We start from the raw sequence: 15,988 nt of genomic DNA, 5'->3' as shown, positions 1-15,988 counted from the left end.
TCAGTGGTTCGTCCGGGTGGACGACAAGGCCAGGTTTTCTTCGGATTTACGGGCGTTCTTCAGCTGCGCGACCCAGTGCGGGTCGAAGCTGCTGAGGTCGTTCTTCATTGGCAGATATCGTTCTGGGAATTCCCACACCACCACTTGTGGCGCGGCGTTCTTGAAGGCATCGCTTTGCAGGTACTTGAGCATGGGCACCAACGGGCCGTGGCCGTCCTCGGCGTAATTGGCCACGTCGCTGCGCAGCGCCTGCTGCAGGGCGCCAAGGAAGTTCCAGTGCGGGTTGGCGCTGTAGCTGGTACCAACCAGTGCCACCGGTATGCGGCTGTCGGCGAACAGCGCGTCCGCGCCGTCACCCTCGGCCTCGGCGGCCCGGGTGGTACGCTGTTGCAGGCTGTCCGGGGCGGGCAGCAGGTTGCTGAACAAAGGGTCCAGTGGCAGGAAGTTGGTCAGGTCACCTTTGTACGGGGCGGTGCTGCCTGCTTCGGTGATGAAGGCCTGCGGGGCGCCGTCGAGCAGGTTCTGCCGGCGCACGGCGTCAGCCAGCGCCTGCGCCGCCACTTCGGCGCCCATCGGCGTCCAGTGGGTGTCGGTACGCAGGAACACCTGGCCGCGGGCCTTGGCCTGTGCCAGTGGGCCCATCAGCTCGGGCGCAAACACGTTGGCCTGGCGTGCCTGGGCGTGAAACTGGTTATACAGGTCGTCATGCAAGCTGGCCGGTTGTTGCTTGCCGATGTATTCGGCGTACACCCGCGCCTTGGCCGGGACGATCGCCAGCACCAGGTGCACGCCGTGCTGCTGCAGGGTGTCGCGTACACCGCGGATCAGCGCCAGGTTCTCTTGCATCAGTTGTTCGGCACCGGCGGTGGGCTTGAACTCTTCGTCACTGAACAACCACTGGTCGCGGCCCAGCACCACGCCGGGGCGGCCTTCGTGGAACAGCTTGAAGTCCATCGCCGCCCACAGGTTGGTGCCCAGGCGCTTGATCGGGAACTGGTCGTCGTAATGGGTTTCGGCTGCCTTGGCCAGTTTGCCGTTGAGCAGGGTCATCTGTTCGGTGCGCTGGAAACTTTCCAGCCCACCGGTGGACCAGACGCCCATGCCCACCAACAGGCCGATGAAGGACAGCGAATAGGTAATGCGTAACGTTCGGGTCATGTCAGCCACCTCAGAACTGGAAGTAGAGGAACGGCGAGTAGCTCTGCGCCGAAAGCTTGAGGATCGAGGCCACGAACAGCAGCAACACCAGCGCGCGGGTCATGACCCGGGTCCAGTCCAGGCCCAGCGAACCGTCGCTGTTGACCTGCACCGGGGTGGCCTTGGGCGTGGGTTTGGCGTTGCGGTAGAAGTCGCGCAGGCCGAAGAACGCCAGGGTGAGGTAGGCGATTACCAAGGTGGCGACCTGCAGGCCGGTGAGCTGGGCACGGTTGAGTTCCGACAGTTGCCAGTCGCCGAAGCTGAACATGGCGCCATACATGCGTGCGGCGACGTGCAGGTTTTCGGCGCGGAAGATCACCCAGCCGACCACCACCAGCAGGAAGGTGAAGGCCCATTTCACCGGGTTGAAACGCTGCGGGTTGGTGTCGATGCCCAGCGCCCGCTCGATCGCCAGCCACATGCCGTGCCAGGCGCCCCAGATGATGTAGGTGAAGTTGGCGCCATGCCACAGGCCGCCCAGCAGCATGGTCAGGAACAGGTTGCGGTAAGTGTTGAAGGTGCCTTTGCGGTTACCGCCCAGGGTGATGTACAGGTAGTCGCGCAGCCAGGTCGACAGGCTGATGTGCCAGCGCCGCCAGAACTCGGTGATGGACTGGCTGATGTATGGCTGCTTGAAGTTTTCCATGAAGCGGAAGCCCATCATCAGCCCCAGGCCGATGGCCATGTCGCTGTAGCCGCTGAAGTCGAAGTACAACTGCGCGGTGTAGGCCAGGGCGCCGAGCCAGGCATCCCCGGTGGTCGGGTTCTGCAGGGCGAAGCAGTGGTCGGCGACCACTGCCAGGGTGTCGGCGATGAACACCTTCTTGATGAAACCCTGCATGAAGCGGGTGCAGCCTTCGGAGAACTTGTCCAGGGTATGGGTGCGGTTGTTGAACTGGTCGACCAGGTCCTTGAAACGCAGCACGGGGCCGGCGATCAGGTGCGGGAAGATCGCCACGAACGCGGCGAAGTCGATCAGGTTGCGCGTGGCCGGGGTGTCGCCGCGGTACACGTCGATGATGTAGCTGATCGACTCGAAGATGTAGAACGAGATACCGATCGGCAGCAGCACGTGGGTGAGGATGAAGGGCTCCAGGCCAAACGAGGTGATGATCGCATTCAGGCTGTCGACACCGAAGTTGGCGTACTTGAAGTAGCCGAGAATGGCCAGGTCGACACCGACCCCCAGCAGCAGCCAGCGCTGTGCCGGCTTGGTGCGCACGCCGGCGGCACCCACTTTCAGGCCGATCCAGTAGTTCCACAGGGTGACCCCGGCGAACAAAGCCAGGAAGTCCACCCGCCACCAGGCATAGAAGATGTAGCTGGCGACCAGCAGCAGCAGGTTGCGATAACGTTGCCCGCTCAAGTAATACAGGCCGAGGAATATCGGCAAGAACAGGAACAGGAACACGTTGGACGAGAAGACCATCCCGGTTCTCCTTATTGTTCACAGCATCCGGGGCACAGCGCCCCCCAAACCCCCCAGCAAAAAGCTGGAGGGCAACTTAGATCCCTGTGGGAGCGGGCATGCCCGCGAACAAGGGCGAAGCCCTTGCCATGCACCGCGTTGGCTTCTTCGCGGGCATGCCCGCTCCCACAGGTACCGACCCCACAATGGGAGTCAGTTCACTTCTTGCTTGCTGCGCTCGGGTCATAGACCCGGGTCAGGTCGCCGCCCAGCCGGAAGCTGTTGAACGGCTGCATCCCGTGCTTGCGCTCCAGCGTGTCGCCGACGCAGTGGTACAGCGCGCACCAAGGCTCGAGCCAGGCGTACTTGTTGTCGACCTTGAGGTCTTTCATGTCCTGCTTCTCACCGGCACGTTCGGCGAAGTGACGGGGGTCGCGGGCGCCGTAGAGCACACCTTCGCCCAAGCGCTGCAGGGCAAAGTTGTTTTCGCTGCGTAGGTCCACGCCGTTGGCCTGGGCGAAGCTGGCAATCATCGCCAGCGGCGGCAGGGCGTAGTTGTGATAGGCCAGGGCACGTTGCTTGCGCTTGACCTCGTTGGGCAGGAAACCTTGTTCGTCGACCTGGTTGGCACCCACCTTGAATTCCTTCACCGCCCAGTCGAACAGGTCGCGGCGGTCGGTGGCCACGGCGGTGGCCATCACCGACCAGGCGGCCCAGTAGCTGTGGTTGTTGATCTTCTCCAGCGGCAGGTTGCTCCAGTCCTGCACGGTCTGCTCGGCCAGGCGGTCCAGCCATTTCTCGATCAGCTCGGCCTCGGCCTGGTGCGCGGCCAGCGGCTGGGCAGTGGAGAACTTCAGGCGCAGCCACGAGCCGCTCATGCTGCCCAGGGCCCATTTGCGCATCGACTTGCCGGTGTGGTTGTAGTCGGTGGACAGCAGCGCATTGGCCCGCGCCCAGGTCCCCAGCCAGGCCAAGGTGCAGTCGAGTTGCGCCGGGCGGCCATCACGCATGTATTGGCCGACCATCTTGCTCACGCCCTTTTCCAGCGTGGTGATGTCTTCGGTCGACTTGCGAAAGGCCTTTTCCGAGGCGACATTGAGCGTGGCACGGGCCTTGTCGGAGCCTTCGTACTTACTGCGGAATTGCAGCGCACCGGTGTAGGGTTTTGGTGCCGGCTCGCAGCGGAAATTGCCGTCGCCCGTTTTGGGTTTCTCGATGCCCTCGTAATAGCCTTGGGGTGGCACCAGCGCAGCGTGCGCGGCGCTGCCGAACAGCGCCATGGCGAGCAGGGCAGGGCGAAAGATTTGCTTGAATACGGTCATGGTCGCCTCACTGGCCGGCTTGCGCGGTTTGCGCAGGCACGGCGAAGTTGTTGCGTTTGCAGAGTTTGGCCTCGACTTTCTGGGTGCCGCTTTCCGGGCCTTGCACCTCGAACGCCAGCAGGCTCTGGTCGGCCCAGTCCTCGTCCTCGCGCATCTGGAAGACAAAGCGGCCGTCGGTGTCGGAGGTTTCCGGTTTTTCCAGCTTGATGTCTTCGTGGCGGCCGTTGAGGTACCACAGGGTGGCTTGCAGCACCTTCACCGATGGGTCGTCGAACCTGACATCCATCTGCAGGTTGCGGTTGATCAGCTGTTTCACCACGCCGCCCTTGCCGTTGACCATCAGCTCGTTGTTGCCGGGCTTGAGCGTGGTGCTGGCGCTCATCAGCGCCGGGCGGTCATTGCAGCCATCGTCGAGCAGGCCAAGGATTTGCCGCCAGATGGTTTCCTGGTCCAGGCGGTATAGCGGCGAGAACTCCCAGATCAGGATCTTGGGCGGGTTCTTGCGGAATTCCTCGCTGCCCAGGTATTGGATCATCGAGCCTTCCAGGCCACCGCCGGGGAAGGCGACGTTGAGCACATCGGCGCCGATGTACTGCTCGAGGAAACCGGAGAAGTTGTAGTTCTTGCCGCTGTGGCTGGTGCCGACCAAGGTGATCTGTGCGTTGCCGCTGTCGCCGAACAGGTCGTCGCCGCCGCCGCTGGAGCCTTTCGGCTCGGTGGCGAACTGGTCCATGTACTGGATGGCATAGCTGGTGCCACACAGTTGGCCGGCCACGTTGTGCAGGGTGCCCGTCTTGCCCATGCGGCCAGATTTCTTGGTTTCGAATTCCTTGCGCGGGATGCCCTCGAAAGCCGGCATCTTGTGCACGGTGTCGGCGACGATCCTGGCGGCGCGCTGGGCACCGTAAGGCGTCCAGTGCTGGTCACCGCGGAAGTAGAAGTCCTTGCCCTGGTCGGCGGCGGCCAGTTGCTCGTTGGTCAGCGGCGACAGGTCGGGCACGTTGTAGCCCATGCTGGCGAAGCGCTTGAGCATGGCCTGGTAGTTGCCCAGTGCCTTCTGGTAGTTGAACGCAGCTTTCTCGGCCGGGTTGAGCATGTTGCGGTTCACCAGGCCACGGGTGGGCTGGTACACCATCACCAGCTCCACGCCACGCTTCTTGAACGCGTCGTGCACTTGTTGCAGGCGCTTGTAGCCGGCCGGCGTGGTGCTGAATTCGGTGCGCAAGTCTTCGCGTGTGCGGAACAGCCAGTCGCCCTTGGCTTGCACCAGGGTGGTGAAGTTCTGCTGGTAGCGGGTGGTGTAGCGGCTGGCATCGTGCGCTTCGGGGCACAGCTGGCAGCAGGGCTCGGCCGTGAAGGTCGGGGCCTTGACTTCATCGGCGCGCACGCCCTGGCTGATTGCCAGAAGGGCAGCGGACAGGCCCAGCAGTTTCATCAGGTGTGGAGTCATGGTCTGGGCTTCCTTAATCGATCATTTCGGTCTGGCGCTCGACCGGGTCGATCAGCACAGCCTTCTGCTGGCGGACCAGCAGGTCGAGGATTTCGTCCTGGCGCTCGCCCAGCACGCCGTTGAGGCTGATGCCGCTGGCCTTGCGCGGTGCGAGCATGGATACCTTGTACAGCTCGACCGACAGCGGCGAGTCGATCGACAGCGGGCCTGAGCCGTTGGCCGCCAGTTCGCCGCCCACCACGATCAGCGACACCTTGGTGTCGAACGGATCGAGGGCGATGTCGCGGTCGGTGTCGGACAAGTCCTTGATGTGGCCGTACACCCCGACCAGGCCGTTGGCCATGGCCACGTTCTCGTACAGGCGGATGTTCACGCTGTTACGTACGCGTATGCCGTGGCGGCGGTTGTTGATCAGCTTGTTGCCCCAGATCAGGTTGTCGCCGCTTTCGTACAGGGTGATGCCGTCGGTGTGGTTGCGGTAGATCTCGTTGTAGGCCACCAGGTTGTTGACGCTGTTACGGTCGATCACCACGCCGGAGAGCTTGTTGTCGTAGCTCTTGTTGTTGATGATCCAGCTGTCGTTGACCTCACGCGAAATGATGATGCCGTGCTTCTTCTTGGTGCCGTAGACCGTGTTGCCGGCGATGATCAGGCGGTGCGAGCGGTCGTGGGGGTCGATGCCATAGACGATGTTGTCGTTGTAGGTATTGTCCTTGACCACGAAGTCCTGGGTTTCGTAGCAGTAGAAGCCGTACCACATGTCGCTGAACTGCGAACCGATGATCCAGCCGGTGGGTTCCGGGCGGCCCATGCGCTTGGCCATGTTCGGGGTGTACTGCGAAATGCTCACGCCGTACGACTTGGACTTGGCATAGCCGAAACTGGCCATCTTGGTATTGACGATATAGGTCTCGGTACCGCCCCACGACAGCAGGAACGGGCGGAACTCCTTGGGCGAGCGGAAGGTCGCCGGGCCGTTGTCTTTTTCCCGCCAGCCAGTCACCTGGGTGTCGGTGACGAACAGCTTGCCGTCGTTGACCAGGAACGCGCCGCCCTCCTGGGACAGGCGCAATTGCTTGACCTTGCCATCGATCTCGAGGATGCCCTTGCGGCCGACCACGATCGGCAGGCGCGCCAGGTAAACGCCCGGCTCGACTTCGCGCAGGTACTGTCGCGGCACCTGCTTGCTCAGCTCGACAAGGTCGACATGGCCGTCATCGATGAAGATCGCCTGCGGAATACCGTGCTGGCGCTGGACCCACTCGGCCGCCTTGTTGTCGCCGCCGACAAATTCCTTGAGGGTGTCCTCCTGGAACATGCGGCGCAGGCTGACCTTGCCCTTGTGGCTGCGGTCGATCTTCTTCTGCACGGCCTGGGCGGTGTAGCCGCTCAGGTCGGGCAGCTTGGGCGGGTCCAGGTGCAGGGGCTCGATCGGCGCGCTGGCCACGGTGTAGGTCTTGGCCTGCTGCAGCTCCTTGGCAATGACCTTGGGCTCTGCGGCGACGGCCAGGCCCGAGGCCAGCAACAAGGCGCTGGCCAACAGGCTGTGACGTAGGTGCGGGTGAAGGTTCATCAGGTTTCTCCCGGCCTCAGAAGCGCCAGATCACGTCGACGAAGGCGCGGTGCATGTACGAGTCCGCTTCCTTGCCATAGGCGTCGCCCGGCTTGAATACACCCGCGCGCAGGCGCACCAGGGCAGACGGCTCGTCGATGGCCTGGCTCATGGACGCGGGCAGCAGGCCTTGCTTGAAGTACTTGGTCACGACCACGTCCATCTCCTGGCCAAGGTCTTTTTCACCGTCGACCAGTTGGCGGTTCACACCGTTGTCGTCGACCACGGCGTTGATGCCGCTGGAGCCGATGTTCTGGTTGCCATCGACGCGCCAGAACTTGTGGTAGATCAGGCTGGCGTCATAGTCGTCGCGCAGTTGCCACGATGCGAACAGCGTGGCCGCCTGCAGGTTGCCCAGCTCGCCGCGGAAGGCCTCACCGAAGCGGTGTACCCGCGAGCGGGTGCCGGTGAAGTTGGAGCGGTTGCTCTCCAGCCCGGTCTGCTCGAAGTTGTTCGAACCATCGTCACCGCCGCCGCCGCTGCCGCGGGCGTAGGCCGCACCCACCTGCCATTGCGGGTCGAGGCGCAGGCGGATACCCAGGTCGGTGGCCCAGGCATTGACGTTGCCGCTCTGCTTGCCGGTGGCCACCTGGTCGTCACCCACCTGTTGGGTGGTGAGCTTGTCGCGGTCGCCGGTCAGCCAGGTGACGCTGCCCCAGTAGTTGACGGTGTGGTCATTGCGCCAGTTGTAGGCGTCGCTGTTGGCCTCGAGGCCCAGCCAGGTGAGGTCGCCGGTGCGGGTCTTGTCCAGTGCATCGACGGTTTCCCCGGGTTGGTTCAGGCTGCCGCTGTCATGGGTGTGGTGGGCGCGCAGGCCAACCCAGTGGCCGGGCGTCCATTGCGTGGCGATGTTGCCGTAGACGTGCGTACGGTCCTTGTCCTCGGGCGCCAGCTCGGTGAGGTCGGTGCGGTATTCGCTGAAGCGCTGGGCCACGCCCAGGTCGGCCTTGAGCAAGGTGGTGTCGAAGGTCCAGTTCAGCGCCTCGACGTTGGTGTCGCGCCACATGCCGTCATCGCTGCGCAGGCGCTGGCGACCCAGGCGCAGTTGCTCGCCAGGGTAGGCGGTGAGGCCGCTGTAGCCGACCCAGAATTCGCGCATGGCCAGGTAGCTTTTGTCTGGCTTGCGGCTGTCGTCACCGGTGTCGGTGGTGGTGCCGTCGTCGTTCTGGCGCAGGGTGTCGGTTTCGATGGTGTCGGTGGCTGCGACCGCCTGGCCCATGGCGTAGGCGCTCCAGTTGCCGCGCTCGCCGTACACCCATGGGCGCAGGTCCAGGCCCAGGCCGTTGACGTCGCCGCCGGGGCGGGTACCCAGGTCACGGTCGTCTTCCGATTGGCCGGTGATTTTCACGTCCAGGCCGAAATTTTTCTCAGCGGTCATTTCCGCCAGGGTCGGGCAGGACCACAGCAGGGCGAAGCTCAGGCCGATGCCGGCTTTCACGAAGGGATTGAGCGTCATAGCGAGTCCTCACCGTCTACTTCTGGTTCGTCGTCTTGCAGGGCTTCGGTGGCCAGGGTGCTGTTGGCGCCTTGGCTCATGCTGCCGCGGGCCTGCTTTTCCTGAGCCAGCAGTTGCTCGGCCTGGTGGCGCTGGTCCGGGGTCAGCTGCGGCTCGAGCCGTTGCAGCATTTCTGCCGCCTGCGGCGTGGGGTTGGCTTGTGCCAGCTGGGCGAACACCCAGGCATTGCCCGGTTGCGGGCGAATGCCATGGCCTTCGCTGAACAACTGGGCCAAGGCATAGTCGGCGCTGATCTGCCCGCCGCGGGCGGCGGCCAGCAGGTTGTCGACAGCCTTTTGCGGCTCGACGTTGCCCAGGTAACCACGGCGGTACAGCTGGCCCAGGTAGTAATGGGCGCTGGTTTCGCCAGCGTCGGCGGCCGCCTGCAGGTGGCGTTCGGCTTTCTTGGCGTCGGCCGGTACGGTCTTGCCTTCGTAGTACAGGCGGCCCAGCAGCAGTTCGGCACGTGGCAGCTCGGCTTCGCGACCCTTGTCGATGTAGGCCAGCAACTGGTCGGTGTCGCCCAGTTCGGGGAACTCGTACAGCAATTGCGCCAGGCTGACCCACGACGCCGGGTTGGCCGGTGCCACCTGTTCGAGCAAGTCCTTGGCAGTTTTTTCATCGGTCTGGCCAAGGCTGCGATCGGCCAGCACCCGGGCCACGCTGTCGACCCGGCTGGCTGGCACGGCACCACGGGCGTAGGCCGCCTGCAGCTGGCCGAGCAGGGCGGCCTGCTGGTCGGTCTGGCCGCGCTTCTGGTACACGGTGGCCAGTTCGACGTAGCACATGTCGGTGGCGCTCAGGGCGGCCTTGCAGATTTTCTCCACGTCGTCCAGGTGCTGGTCGTAGCTGCCCTGGGTGCGATACAGCAGCACCTGGGCCAGGCCCGCTTCCGGGTTGCCGGTGGCGCGCCACTGGTCGATCTGCTGCTGCGCGTTGACCTTGGGGAAGCTTTGCGGGTAGCTCAGGTACAGCATCGCCAGCGGGATCAGGGTGTTGCCTTCACCCTGGCGGGCGGCGAGTTTCAGCAGCGTTTCGGCTTCTTCACGCTCGGCCTGGGTGCTGTCGGGCTTGGCCACCAGCAGGCGGCCAAGGCGGGCCTGGGCGCGCGACGAGGACGCAGCGGCAGCGCGGTAGGTGGCCTCGGCCTCCTTGATTTGCGCCGGGTCGCGGCTGGCCACCTTGATGTCGGCCAGGCCCACTTGCGCATCGCTGTAGCCCAGGTCGGCCAGGGCCTTGTAGTTGCGTTCGGCCAATGCCGTGTCACCGCGCTTCAGGGCTTCGTTGGCCAGGCGCTGGTCGGGCAGGCCGGCGCAGCCGGCCAAGGTGATGGCCATGGCCAGGCCACACAGACCCAGATTCACACGGAACCTGTGGGGGCAGGTGTTGGTATCAGCGATCATCGTCCGATCCTCTTACAGCCCACGGGCCGCGGCTTTGTCGATCAGCCAGTTCAGCGACGGGCCACGGTCGCTGTTGACTGCCGCCGGGCGGCCGGCCAGCTCGGCAGGCAGGCCGCTATCGGGCTTGATCTGCACACGGATGTCGGAGGCCAGGTCTTCGCTGTTGAGGCTGGCGCTACTGACGATCTGGCCGGTACGCACTTCGTCTTCGCCGGCGACCTGGAAATTGACCCGGGTGCCTGGCTTGACCTCATCGAACTGGCGGTAGCTGAAACGCGCCTCGACCATCGGGTTGGTGGTACGCGGAATCAGCTGGAAGATCGGCTGGCCCTTGGCCGCGTACTGGCCGTCGTCCACCAACTGGCGGGCGACCACGCAATCGCAGGGGCTGGTGAGGGTGCCGGAGAGTTGCTTGCCGAATAGTTCCTCGATCTTCGCCGGTTCCAGTTGCGTGTCGTCGAGGTTGCCCTTGAGCATGTCCAGCATGCTGGTGGTGAAGCTGGCCAGTGGCGCGCCCTTGGCCACCTGCCCACCGCTCTCCACCAGGCTGTTCACGGTGCCGTCGCGCGGCATGGTGACATTGGTGGTGGGTACTGCGACCACACCGGCTTCGGCATGGCTGATGAAGTAAATGCCGTACAACGACTTGGCGACGAAACCGAAGGCGGCGATGCCGACCACGAACACACCGAGGGTGACGGTAACGGCCTTGAGCCGGCCGAAGGGGCTCAGGCCACTGCCGCCGTCCTTCTGCTTGCGCGCCTTGGTGAAGTTGTCGCGTTGCAGGGTGCTGAGCACGTCGCCGGCAGTGATCAGCTCACCCGACAGGTGCGAGGTGATGATATGGCGCAGGGTGGCGATGTCGCGTGGCTCCAGGTTCTGGAATTGCGCACCGGTACGCCCGCTGTCGGGGTGGTACGAGCGCACCTGGAATTCGATGTCCATCGACAGGCCGAGGTTGTCGACCGTGAACATCAACCGCCCACGCAACGCATCGCCCACCGCCAGTTGCTGCTTGGTGTGGAAGCTCAAGCCTCCGGCGGAAAGGTCGTCGACCTTCACATCGTGGGCCTGGCGCTGGGCGTCGATGAAGCGCAGCTTGGCGGGGATGCGTACCCGGGCGTGCTGGCGCTGGGCTTCGGACTCATGCACGACGTTGACATTCACGGCGGTATTCATGGGGTTTGTTCCTGTTAGATCCGATCCGGGTTGGGCTCACACGACCATGAACAGCACAGCAACGAAGATGCTGGCCGCCGAGAAGGTCATGGTCCGCGAGGACCAGGTGTTGAACCATTGTTGAAAGCTGGCGAGGTCACGCTTGAGGGCAGTGGGCTGACGCGTCCACGACTGTTTGTCGAGGCGGAAGAACACGTAGATCTTCATCAGCGCGCCGATGATCTGGTTGTAATAGAGGATCAGCGGGTACGCCGGGCCGACGTTGTGGCCAGAGCACAGCAGCATCACGGTGAGGATCAGGCGGGTGATGCCGATCCACAGCAGGTACACCAGCAGGTATGCCAGGCCGAACTTGAGGCTGGCGATCACCGCCACGGTCAGGCCCAGCAGGCTGGTCCACATCGATACGCGCTGGTCGAACAGCACGATGCTGGTGAACAGCCCCAGGCGCCGCAGGCCCAGGCCCAGCGCACGGGAGTTCTGCCGCAGGTTGTTGCCGTACCAGCGGTACATCAGCTTGCGGCTGGCCTTGAAGAAGCTTTTCTCCGGCGGGTGCTCGACCGTGTTGATGGCAGCGTCCGGCACGTAGAAGGTGTCGTAGCCCAGGCGCATCAGGCTGAACCAGCTGGACTTGTCGTCACCGGTCAGGAACTTGAAGCGGCCCAGGCGCCAGTGCATCAGCGAGTCGCTTTCGACGTCGGCAATGAACTCGGGGTTGGTGACCACGCTGGCGCGGAACATCGACATGCGCCCGGTCATGGTCAGTACGCGCTTGGACAGGGCCATCGAGCACATGTTGATGTGGCGCTGGGCGAAGCGCAGCTTGTGCCATTCGCTCATGATGTAGCCGCCACGGACTTCGCAGAACTCGTTGGTGGTCAGGCCGCCGACATTGGGGTACAGCTTGAACCACGGTACGGTCTTGCGCACCACGCCATCGGCCAGCACGGTGTCACCGTCGATCACCGCCACCACGGCGTTTTCGTCCGGCAGCATGCGGGAGATGGCACGGAAGCCGTAGGCCAGGCCATCGCGCTTGCCAGTACCGGCGATACGGACGATGTCCAGCTTCACGTGGGCCGGCGGGTTGTACTTGGCCCACAGGCTCTTCACCAGCAATTCATCGGACATTTCCACCAGCGAGCAGACCACGGTGGTGGGGAAACCGCAGTTGATCGCTTCGCGGATCACCGAGCTGTACACCTGAGCGGTGGTCAATGCTTCGATGCGGAAGCTGGTGACCATCAGGTACACGTGCGACGGGTCGGCGGCGCTGCCCATTTTCTGCACCTTGCGGCGCAGGTAGGGGTACACACCGTAGAGGAAGATCATGCCGCGGATGAAATGGGTGGCGCCCATCGAGTAGCGCCAGATGCCGACGGCGCCGACCAGGAAGATGAAGTGCTTCGATTGCGAGTCGAAGATATCGGCTGGCAGGGCCAGGGCGATCAGCATGAGCAGGCTCATGTAGAGCAGCCAACCGGCGCACTGCAACAGCACTGTCTGGAGCCTTTGCATGTTCAGCATCCGTGGAAAATTCGGGAAAGGGCGGCAGCGCAATTGGGGAGCCTTGCGCCGCCTGGCCCAGGGCTTACCAGCAGATGCCTTCGGTGCGGCTGGCTGCGCTGGTCGGTTCACTCATGAAGCCGACCAGGTCGATTACTTGTTTGCCGGCCGGTACTTGCTGGGCAAGGGCACGGAACTGCTCGTCACGGTTGCCCAGAACGATGATGTCGGCGTTGTCGATGACCTTGTGGAAGTCACCGTTGAGCAGCGACGATACGTGCGGGATCTTCGATTCGATGTAGTCTTTGTTGGCTCCATGAACGCGGGCGTATTCGACGTTCTCGTCGTAGATATCCAGTTGGTAGCCCTTGCCGATCAGGCGTTCGGCCAGCTCCACCAGTGGGCTTTCGCGCAGGTCGTCGGTGCCGGCTTTGAAGCTCAGGCCAAGCAGGGCGACCTTGCGTTTGTCGTGGGCTTCGATCAGTTCGAAGGCGTTTTGCACCTGCGATTCGTTACTGCGCATCAGCGAGTCGAGCAGCGGGGCACGCACGTCCAGGCTGGCGGCACGGTAGGTCAGGGCGCGCACGTCCTTCGGCAGGCACGAGCCGCCGAAGGCAAAGCCGGGGCGCATGTAGTACTGCGACAGGTTGAGCACCTTGTCCTGGCAGACCACGTCCATCACTTCACGGCCATCCACACCGACAGCCTTGGCGATGTTGCCGATCTCGTTCGCGAAGGTGACCTTGGTGGCATGCCACACGTTGCAGGTGTATTTGATCATCTCGGCCACTTCGATCGGCTTGCGGATGACCGGGGCGTCGAGTTCTTCGTACAGCGCCTGGAGGATGTCGCCGCTGGCGCTGTCCAGTTCGCCGATGACGGTCATCGGTGGCTGGTCGTAGTCCTTGATTGCAGTGCTTTCACGCAGGAATTCCGGGTTCACCGCGACGCCGAAGTCAACGCCGGCCTTTTTGCCCGAGCAATCTTCGAGGATCGGGATCACCACGTTCTTGACGGTGCCTGGCAACACGGTGCTGCGCACCACGATGGTATGGCGGCGCGTGGTGTCGCGCAGCACATAGCCGATTTCCCGGCACACCGACTCGATGTATTCCAGGCCCAGGTCACCGTTTTTCTTGCTGGGGGTGCCCACACAGATCATCGATACATCGCTGGCGCGAATGGCCTCGGCGAAGTCGGTGGTGCCGCGCAGGCGACCATTGGCGATGCCTTGTTGCAACAGTGCTTCCAGGCCAGGTTCGACGATCGGCGACTTGCCCTGGTTGATCAGGTCGATCTTGGTGCTGGACACGTCCACACCGATTACTTCATGGCCACGCGCCGTCAGGCAGCCTGCACAGACTGCACCCACATAACCCAAACCAAAGATGCTGATACGCATCGCTATCACCTCATGTGTTTATCACGCCGACGCCTCCGTGGAGTGCCGGGCTGGGTTGATTAACAGCAGTTTTCAGGCGCACGGGTTCATGGCGAATGCACACTTCACCGAGCGCAGGCAACATAAGTCCGGAGTGCACGAAAAGTTATGCACTCAAATTAGGCATTTAAAAGCCAAGTAATAAAAACGTGCCCTGTCATGCAGCCGTCTTTAATGCAAGGCGCTACGCGGCGCTTTGCTGTGCTTGTTTTTCAAGTGGGATAAATCCTTTGAAATCAACCACTAGGACGATTTGTACGGGACGCGTGTCTCCTGCAAGGACAGGCACTTGGGCGTTAGCCGGGCGGCCTGTCTGTATGTTGTGGCAGGTAGTGGATACCTTGCCATTGTCATCTGTAAGTCATCTCTCACAACCCGTGGGCAGGAAATTCGTTACGGCTCTATGAGCGGTAGTTGATATGAGAAGTTCCTGAACGGGTTTTGTCTTGATGAAAGATTTCTAAATATTTATTAAGCTGCTGACAATTTCAATTTGATAGCACGCGCCTGTTTGCCCCCGATGTATCAAGGGCGAAACTGTTGCGAGATGTTTTAATGCCAGCATCGGAAAATTTTTTCAGATTTCGTCAGAAAAGGTACGAACGGTCGCACCGGCGCCGGTGTTTACACGCTGATGTAAGGTTTTTTTGGCGTCATAAAAATGACGATAATGAAGTCTCACCTTGCTGAACCTGCTCGGCCTGCTTGACCGCCGGTGCAGCGGCCGAGCCCTGATAAATGACATACGTGACAGCAACCAGTGCTGATCACCGTGCGGTCATGCGCAATCAGCTGATCGGTTTATCTTTCAGCGTTTCAACTTGCTGCCGCGGGTGGATCATGCGAGTGCACATTACGCCGTATGGCGCGGCGAAGACGGCCAGCCGGCGAGGAGGGTATCGGTTACGGCAGGGGGTGGCTTTGCCCGAGAGGTGGAAGCGATCATTTTGGAAAGCGGGTATGTACAGCTGCCCTGGAGGCGGTGGAGGCGAGCTCTGGCCTTGCCGGTGCTCGCGGCTTAAGCCGTTCCTGCGGGTGCCCTGTGGAGGTTGCAGGAGCGGCTCAAGCCGCGAAGCGGTATCGGCGGGTCTACTCGCCCGGGTGATCGCGCAGAAACACCAGGTGATCTGGCTTGGACTGTTCGGCACAGTAGTAGTAACCCTGGACATCGAACTGCTTGAGCTGCTCTGGATCGTTGATGCGCTGCTCGATGACAAAGCGGCTCATCATGCCGCGGGCTTTCTTGGCGTAGAAGCTGATGATCTTGTACTGGCCGTTCTTCAAGTCCTTGAAGTCGACATTGATCACCCGCGCCTTGAGGGCGCTGCGTTTCACTGCGCTGAAGTATTCATTGCTGGCCAGGTTCAACAGCACGTCATCGCCCTGAGCGGCCAGGGCCTGGTTCAACCATTCGCTGATGCGTGTACCCCAGAAGGCGTACAGGTCCTTGCCGCGGGCATTGGCCAGCTTGGTGCCCATTTCCAGCCGGTAGGGCTGCATCAGGTCGAGGGGGCGCAGCAGGCCGTACAGGCCGGAGAGCATGCGCAGGTGGTCTTGTGCGTAGCTGAAGTCGTCCTCACCCAGGGTTTCGGCAGCAAGGCCTGTGTACACGTCACCTTTGAACGCCAGCAGCGCCTGCTTGGCATTGGCTGGGCTGAAGTCCGGAGACCAGCTGCCGAAGCGTGCGGCGTTCAGGCCGGCGAGCTTGTCGGACAGGTGCATCAGCTCGCTGATTTGCGCCGGCGACAGGGTTCGCAGTTGCTGGATCAACACCTGGGAATCATCCAGGTACTGGGGCAGGGTGAAGCGCTCGGTTACCGGCGGGGTATCGTAGTCGAGGGTCTTGGCGGGGGAAATCACCGTCAGCATCGGGTCGGCTCCTGGCATCGTTGGCCTGGGATTCTACGGGCTGGGCGGTGCAAGTCCAAACTATGGTGACAATAGTCACAGACCATGGCCGGTTCTAACGCTATAG

11 protein-coding genes are annotated in these 15,988 nt (G+C 62.6%); all 11 read right to left on the bottom strand.

Annotated features, from left to right (window positions below; genetic code table 11):
* Positions 1-1,158 carry an alginate O-acetyltransferase gene (locus AACG97_RS23265; RefSeq protein WP_009684469.1) on the bottom strand — a complete coding sequence of 386 codons (1,158 nt, stop codon included), beginning with the start codon at positions 1,156-1,158 and terminating at the stop codon, positions 1-3.
* A gap of 10 nt (positions 1,159-1,168) precedes the next feature.
* Positions 1,169-2,626 (bottom strand): MBOAT family O-acyltransferase, encoded by a 1,458-nt coding sequence (locus tag AACG97_RS23260; RefSeq protein ID WP_009684468.1) that lies wholly within the window; start codon positions 2,624-2,626, stop codon positions 1,169-1,171.
* 197 nt (positions 2,627-2,823) lie between these two features.
* On the bottom strand, positions 2,824-3,927 hold the full coding sequence (locus AACG97_RS23255) for a mannuronate-specific alginate lyase (protein WP_009684467.1): 1,104 nt from the start codon (positions 3,925-3,927) through the stop codon (positions 2,824-2,826).
* 7 nt (positions 3,928-3,934) lie between these two features.
* Entirely contained in the window at positions 3,935-5,377 is a 1,443-nt protein-coding gene (locus AACG97_RS23250; RefSeq protein WP_047149990.1) for an alginate O-acetyltransferase, read from the bottom strand.
* 13 nt (positions 5,378-5,390) lie between these two features.
* On the bottom strand, positions 5,391-6,950 hold the full coding sequence (gene algG, locus AACG97_RS23245; protein ID WP_009684465.1) for a mannuronan 5-epimerase AlgG: 1,560 nt from the start codon (positions 6,948-6,950) through the stop codon (positions 5,391-5,393).
* Positions 6,951-6,966: 16 nt separating this feature from the next.
* Complete coding sequence (locus tag AACG97_RS23240; RefSeq protein WP_009684464.1) at positions 6,967-8,445, bottom strand: alginate export family protein; 1,479 nt, start codon at positions 8,443-8,445, stop codon at positions 6,967-6,969.
* Positions 8,442-9,887 carry an alginate biosynthesis TPR repeat lipoprotein AlgK gene (gene algK / locus AACG97_RS23235; protein WP_054881173.1) on the bottom strand — a complete coding sequence of 482 codons (1,446 nt, stop codon included), beginning with the start codon at positions 9,885-9,887 and terminating at the stop codon, positions 8,442-8,444. The genes AACG97_RS23240 and algK overlap by 4 nt, the downstream gene beginning before the upstream one ends.
* A 12-nt stretch (positions 9,888-9,899) precedes the next feature.
* Entirely contained in the window at positions 9,900-11,066 is a 1,167-nt protein-coding gene (locus AACG97_RS23230; RefSeq protein WP_009684461.1) for a PilZ domain-containing protein, read from the bottom strand.
* A gap of 36 nt (positions 11,067-11,102) precedes the next feature.
* A complete protein-coding gene (locus AACG97_RS23225; RefSeq protein WP_009684460.1) occupies positions 11,103-12,584 on the bottom strand; it encodes a glycosyltransferase family 2 protein in 1,482 nt (493 codons plus the stop codon).
* A gap of 73 nt (positions 12,585-12,657) precedes the next feature.
* Positions 12,658-13,974 (bottom strand): nucleotide sugar dehydrogenase, encoded by a 1,317-nt coding sequence (locus AACG97_RS23220; RefSeq protein WP_009684459.1) that lies wholly within the window; start codon positions 13,972-13,974, stop codon positions 12,658-12,660.
* 1,128 nt (positions 13,975-15,102) lie between these two features.
* A complete protein-coding gene (gene yaaA, locus AACG97_RS23215; protein ID WP_009684458.1) occupies positions 15,103-15,882 on the bottom strand; it encodes a peroxide stress protein YaaA in 780 nt (259 codons plus the stop codon).
* Positions 15,883-15,988 lie beyond the last annotated feature (106 nt).

This window comes from Pseudomonas sp. Nvir, from assembly GCF_963778085.1.
GTDB lineage: Bacteria > Pseudomonadota > Gammaproteobacteria > Pseudomonadales > Pseudomonadaceae > Aquipseudomonas > Aquipseudomonas juntendi.
This window is presented reverse-complemented; position numbering and strand designations above follow the sequence as displayed.

What these genes read in the sequence shown, in the direction of transcription:
- AACG97_RS23220 (WP_009684459.1), bottom strand. Translation starts at nt 13,974, where the DNA reads ATGCGTATCAGCATCTTTGGTTTGGGTTATGTGGGTGCAGTCTGTGCA.
- AACG97_RS23230 (WP_009684461.1), bottom strand. Translation starts at nt 11,066, where the DNA reads ATGAATACCGCCGTGAATGTCAACGTCGTGCATGAGTCCGAAGCCCAG.
- AACG97_RS23250 (WP_047149990.1), bottom strand. Translation starts at nt 5,377, where the DNA reads ATGACTCCACACCTGATGAAACTGCTGGGCCTGTCCGCTGCCCTTCTG.
- AACG97_RS23265 (WP_009684469.1), bottom strand. Translation starts at nt 1,158, where the DNA reads ATGACCCGAACGTTACGCATTACCTATTCGCTGTCCTTCATCGGCCTG.
- algG (WP_009684465.1), bottom strand. Translation starts at nt 6,950, where the DNA reads ATGAACCTTCACCCGCACCTACGTCACAGCCTGTTGGCCAGCGCCTTG.
- yaaA (WP_009684458.1), bottom strand. Translation starts at nt 15,882, where the DNA reads ATGCTGACGGTGATTTCCCCCGCCAAGACCCTCGACTACGATACCCCG.
- AACG97_RS23255 (WP_009684467.1), bottom strand. Translation starts at nt 3,927, where the DNA reads ATGACCGTATTCAAGCAAATCTTTCGCCCTGCCCTGCTCGCCATGGCG.
- algK (WP_054881173.1), bottom strand. Translation starts at nt 9,887, where the DNA reads ATGATCGCTGATACCAACACCTGCCCCCACAGGTTCCGTGTGAATCTG.
- AACG97_RS23225 (WP_009684460.1), bottom strand. Translation starts at nt 12,584, where the DNA reads ATGCAAAGGCTCCAGACAGTGCTGTTGCAGTGCGCCGGTTGGCTGCTC.
- AACG97_RS23240 (WP_009684464.1), bottom strand. Translation starts at nt 8,445, where the DNA reads ATGACGCTCAATCCCTTCGTGAAAGCCGGCATCGGCCTGAGCTTCGCC.
- AACG97_RS23260 (WP_009684468.1), bottom strand. Translation starts at nt 2,626, where the DNA reads ATGGTCTTCTCGTCCAACGTGTTCCTGTTCCTGTTCTTGCCGATATTC.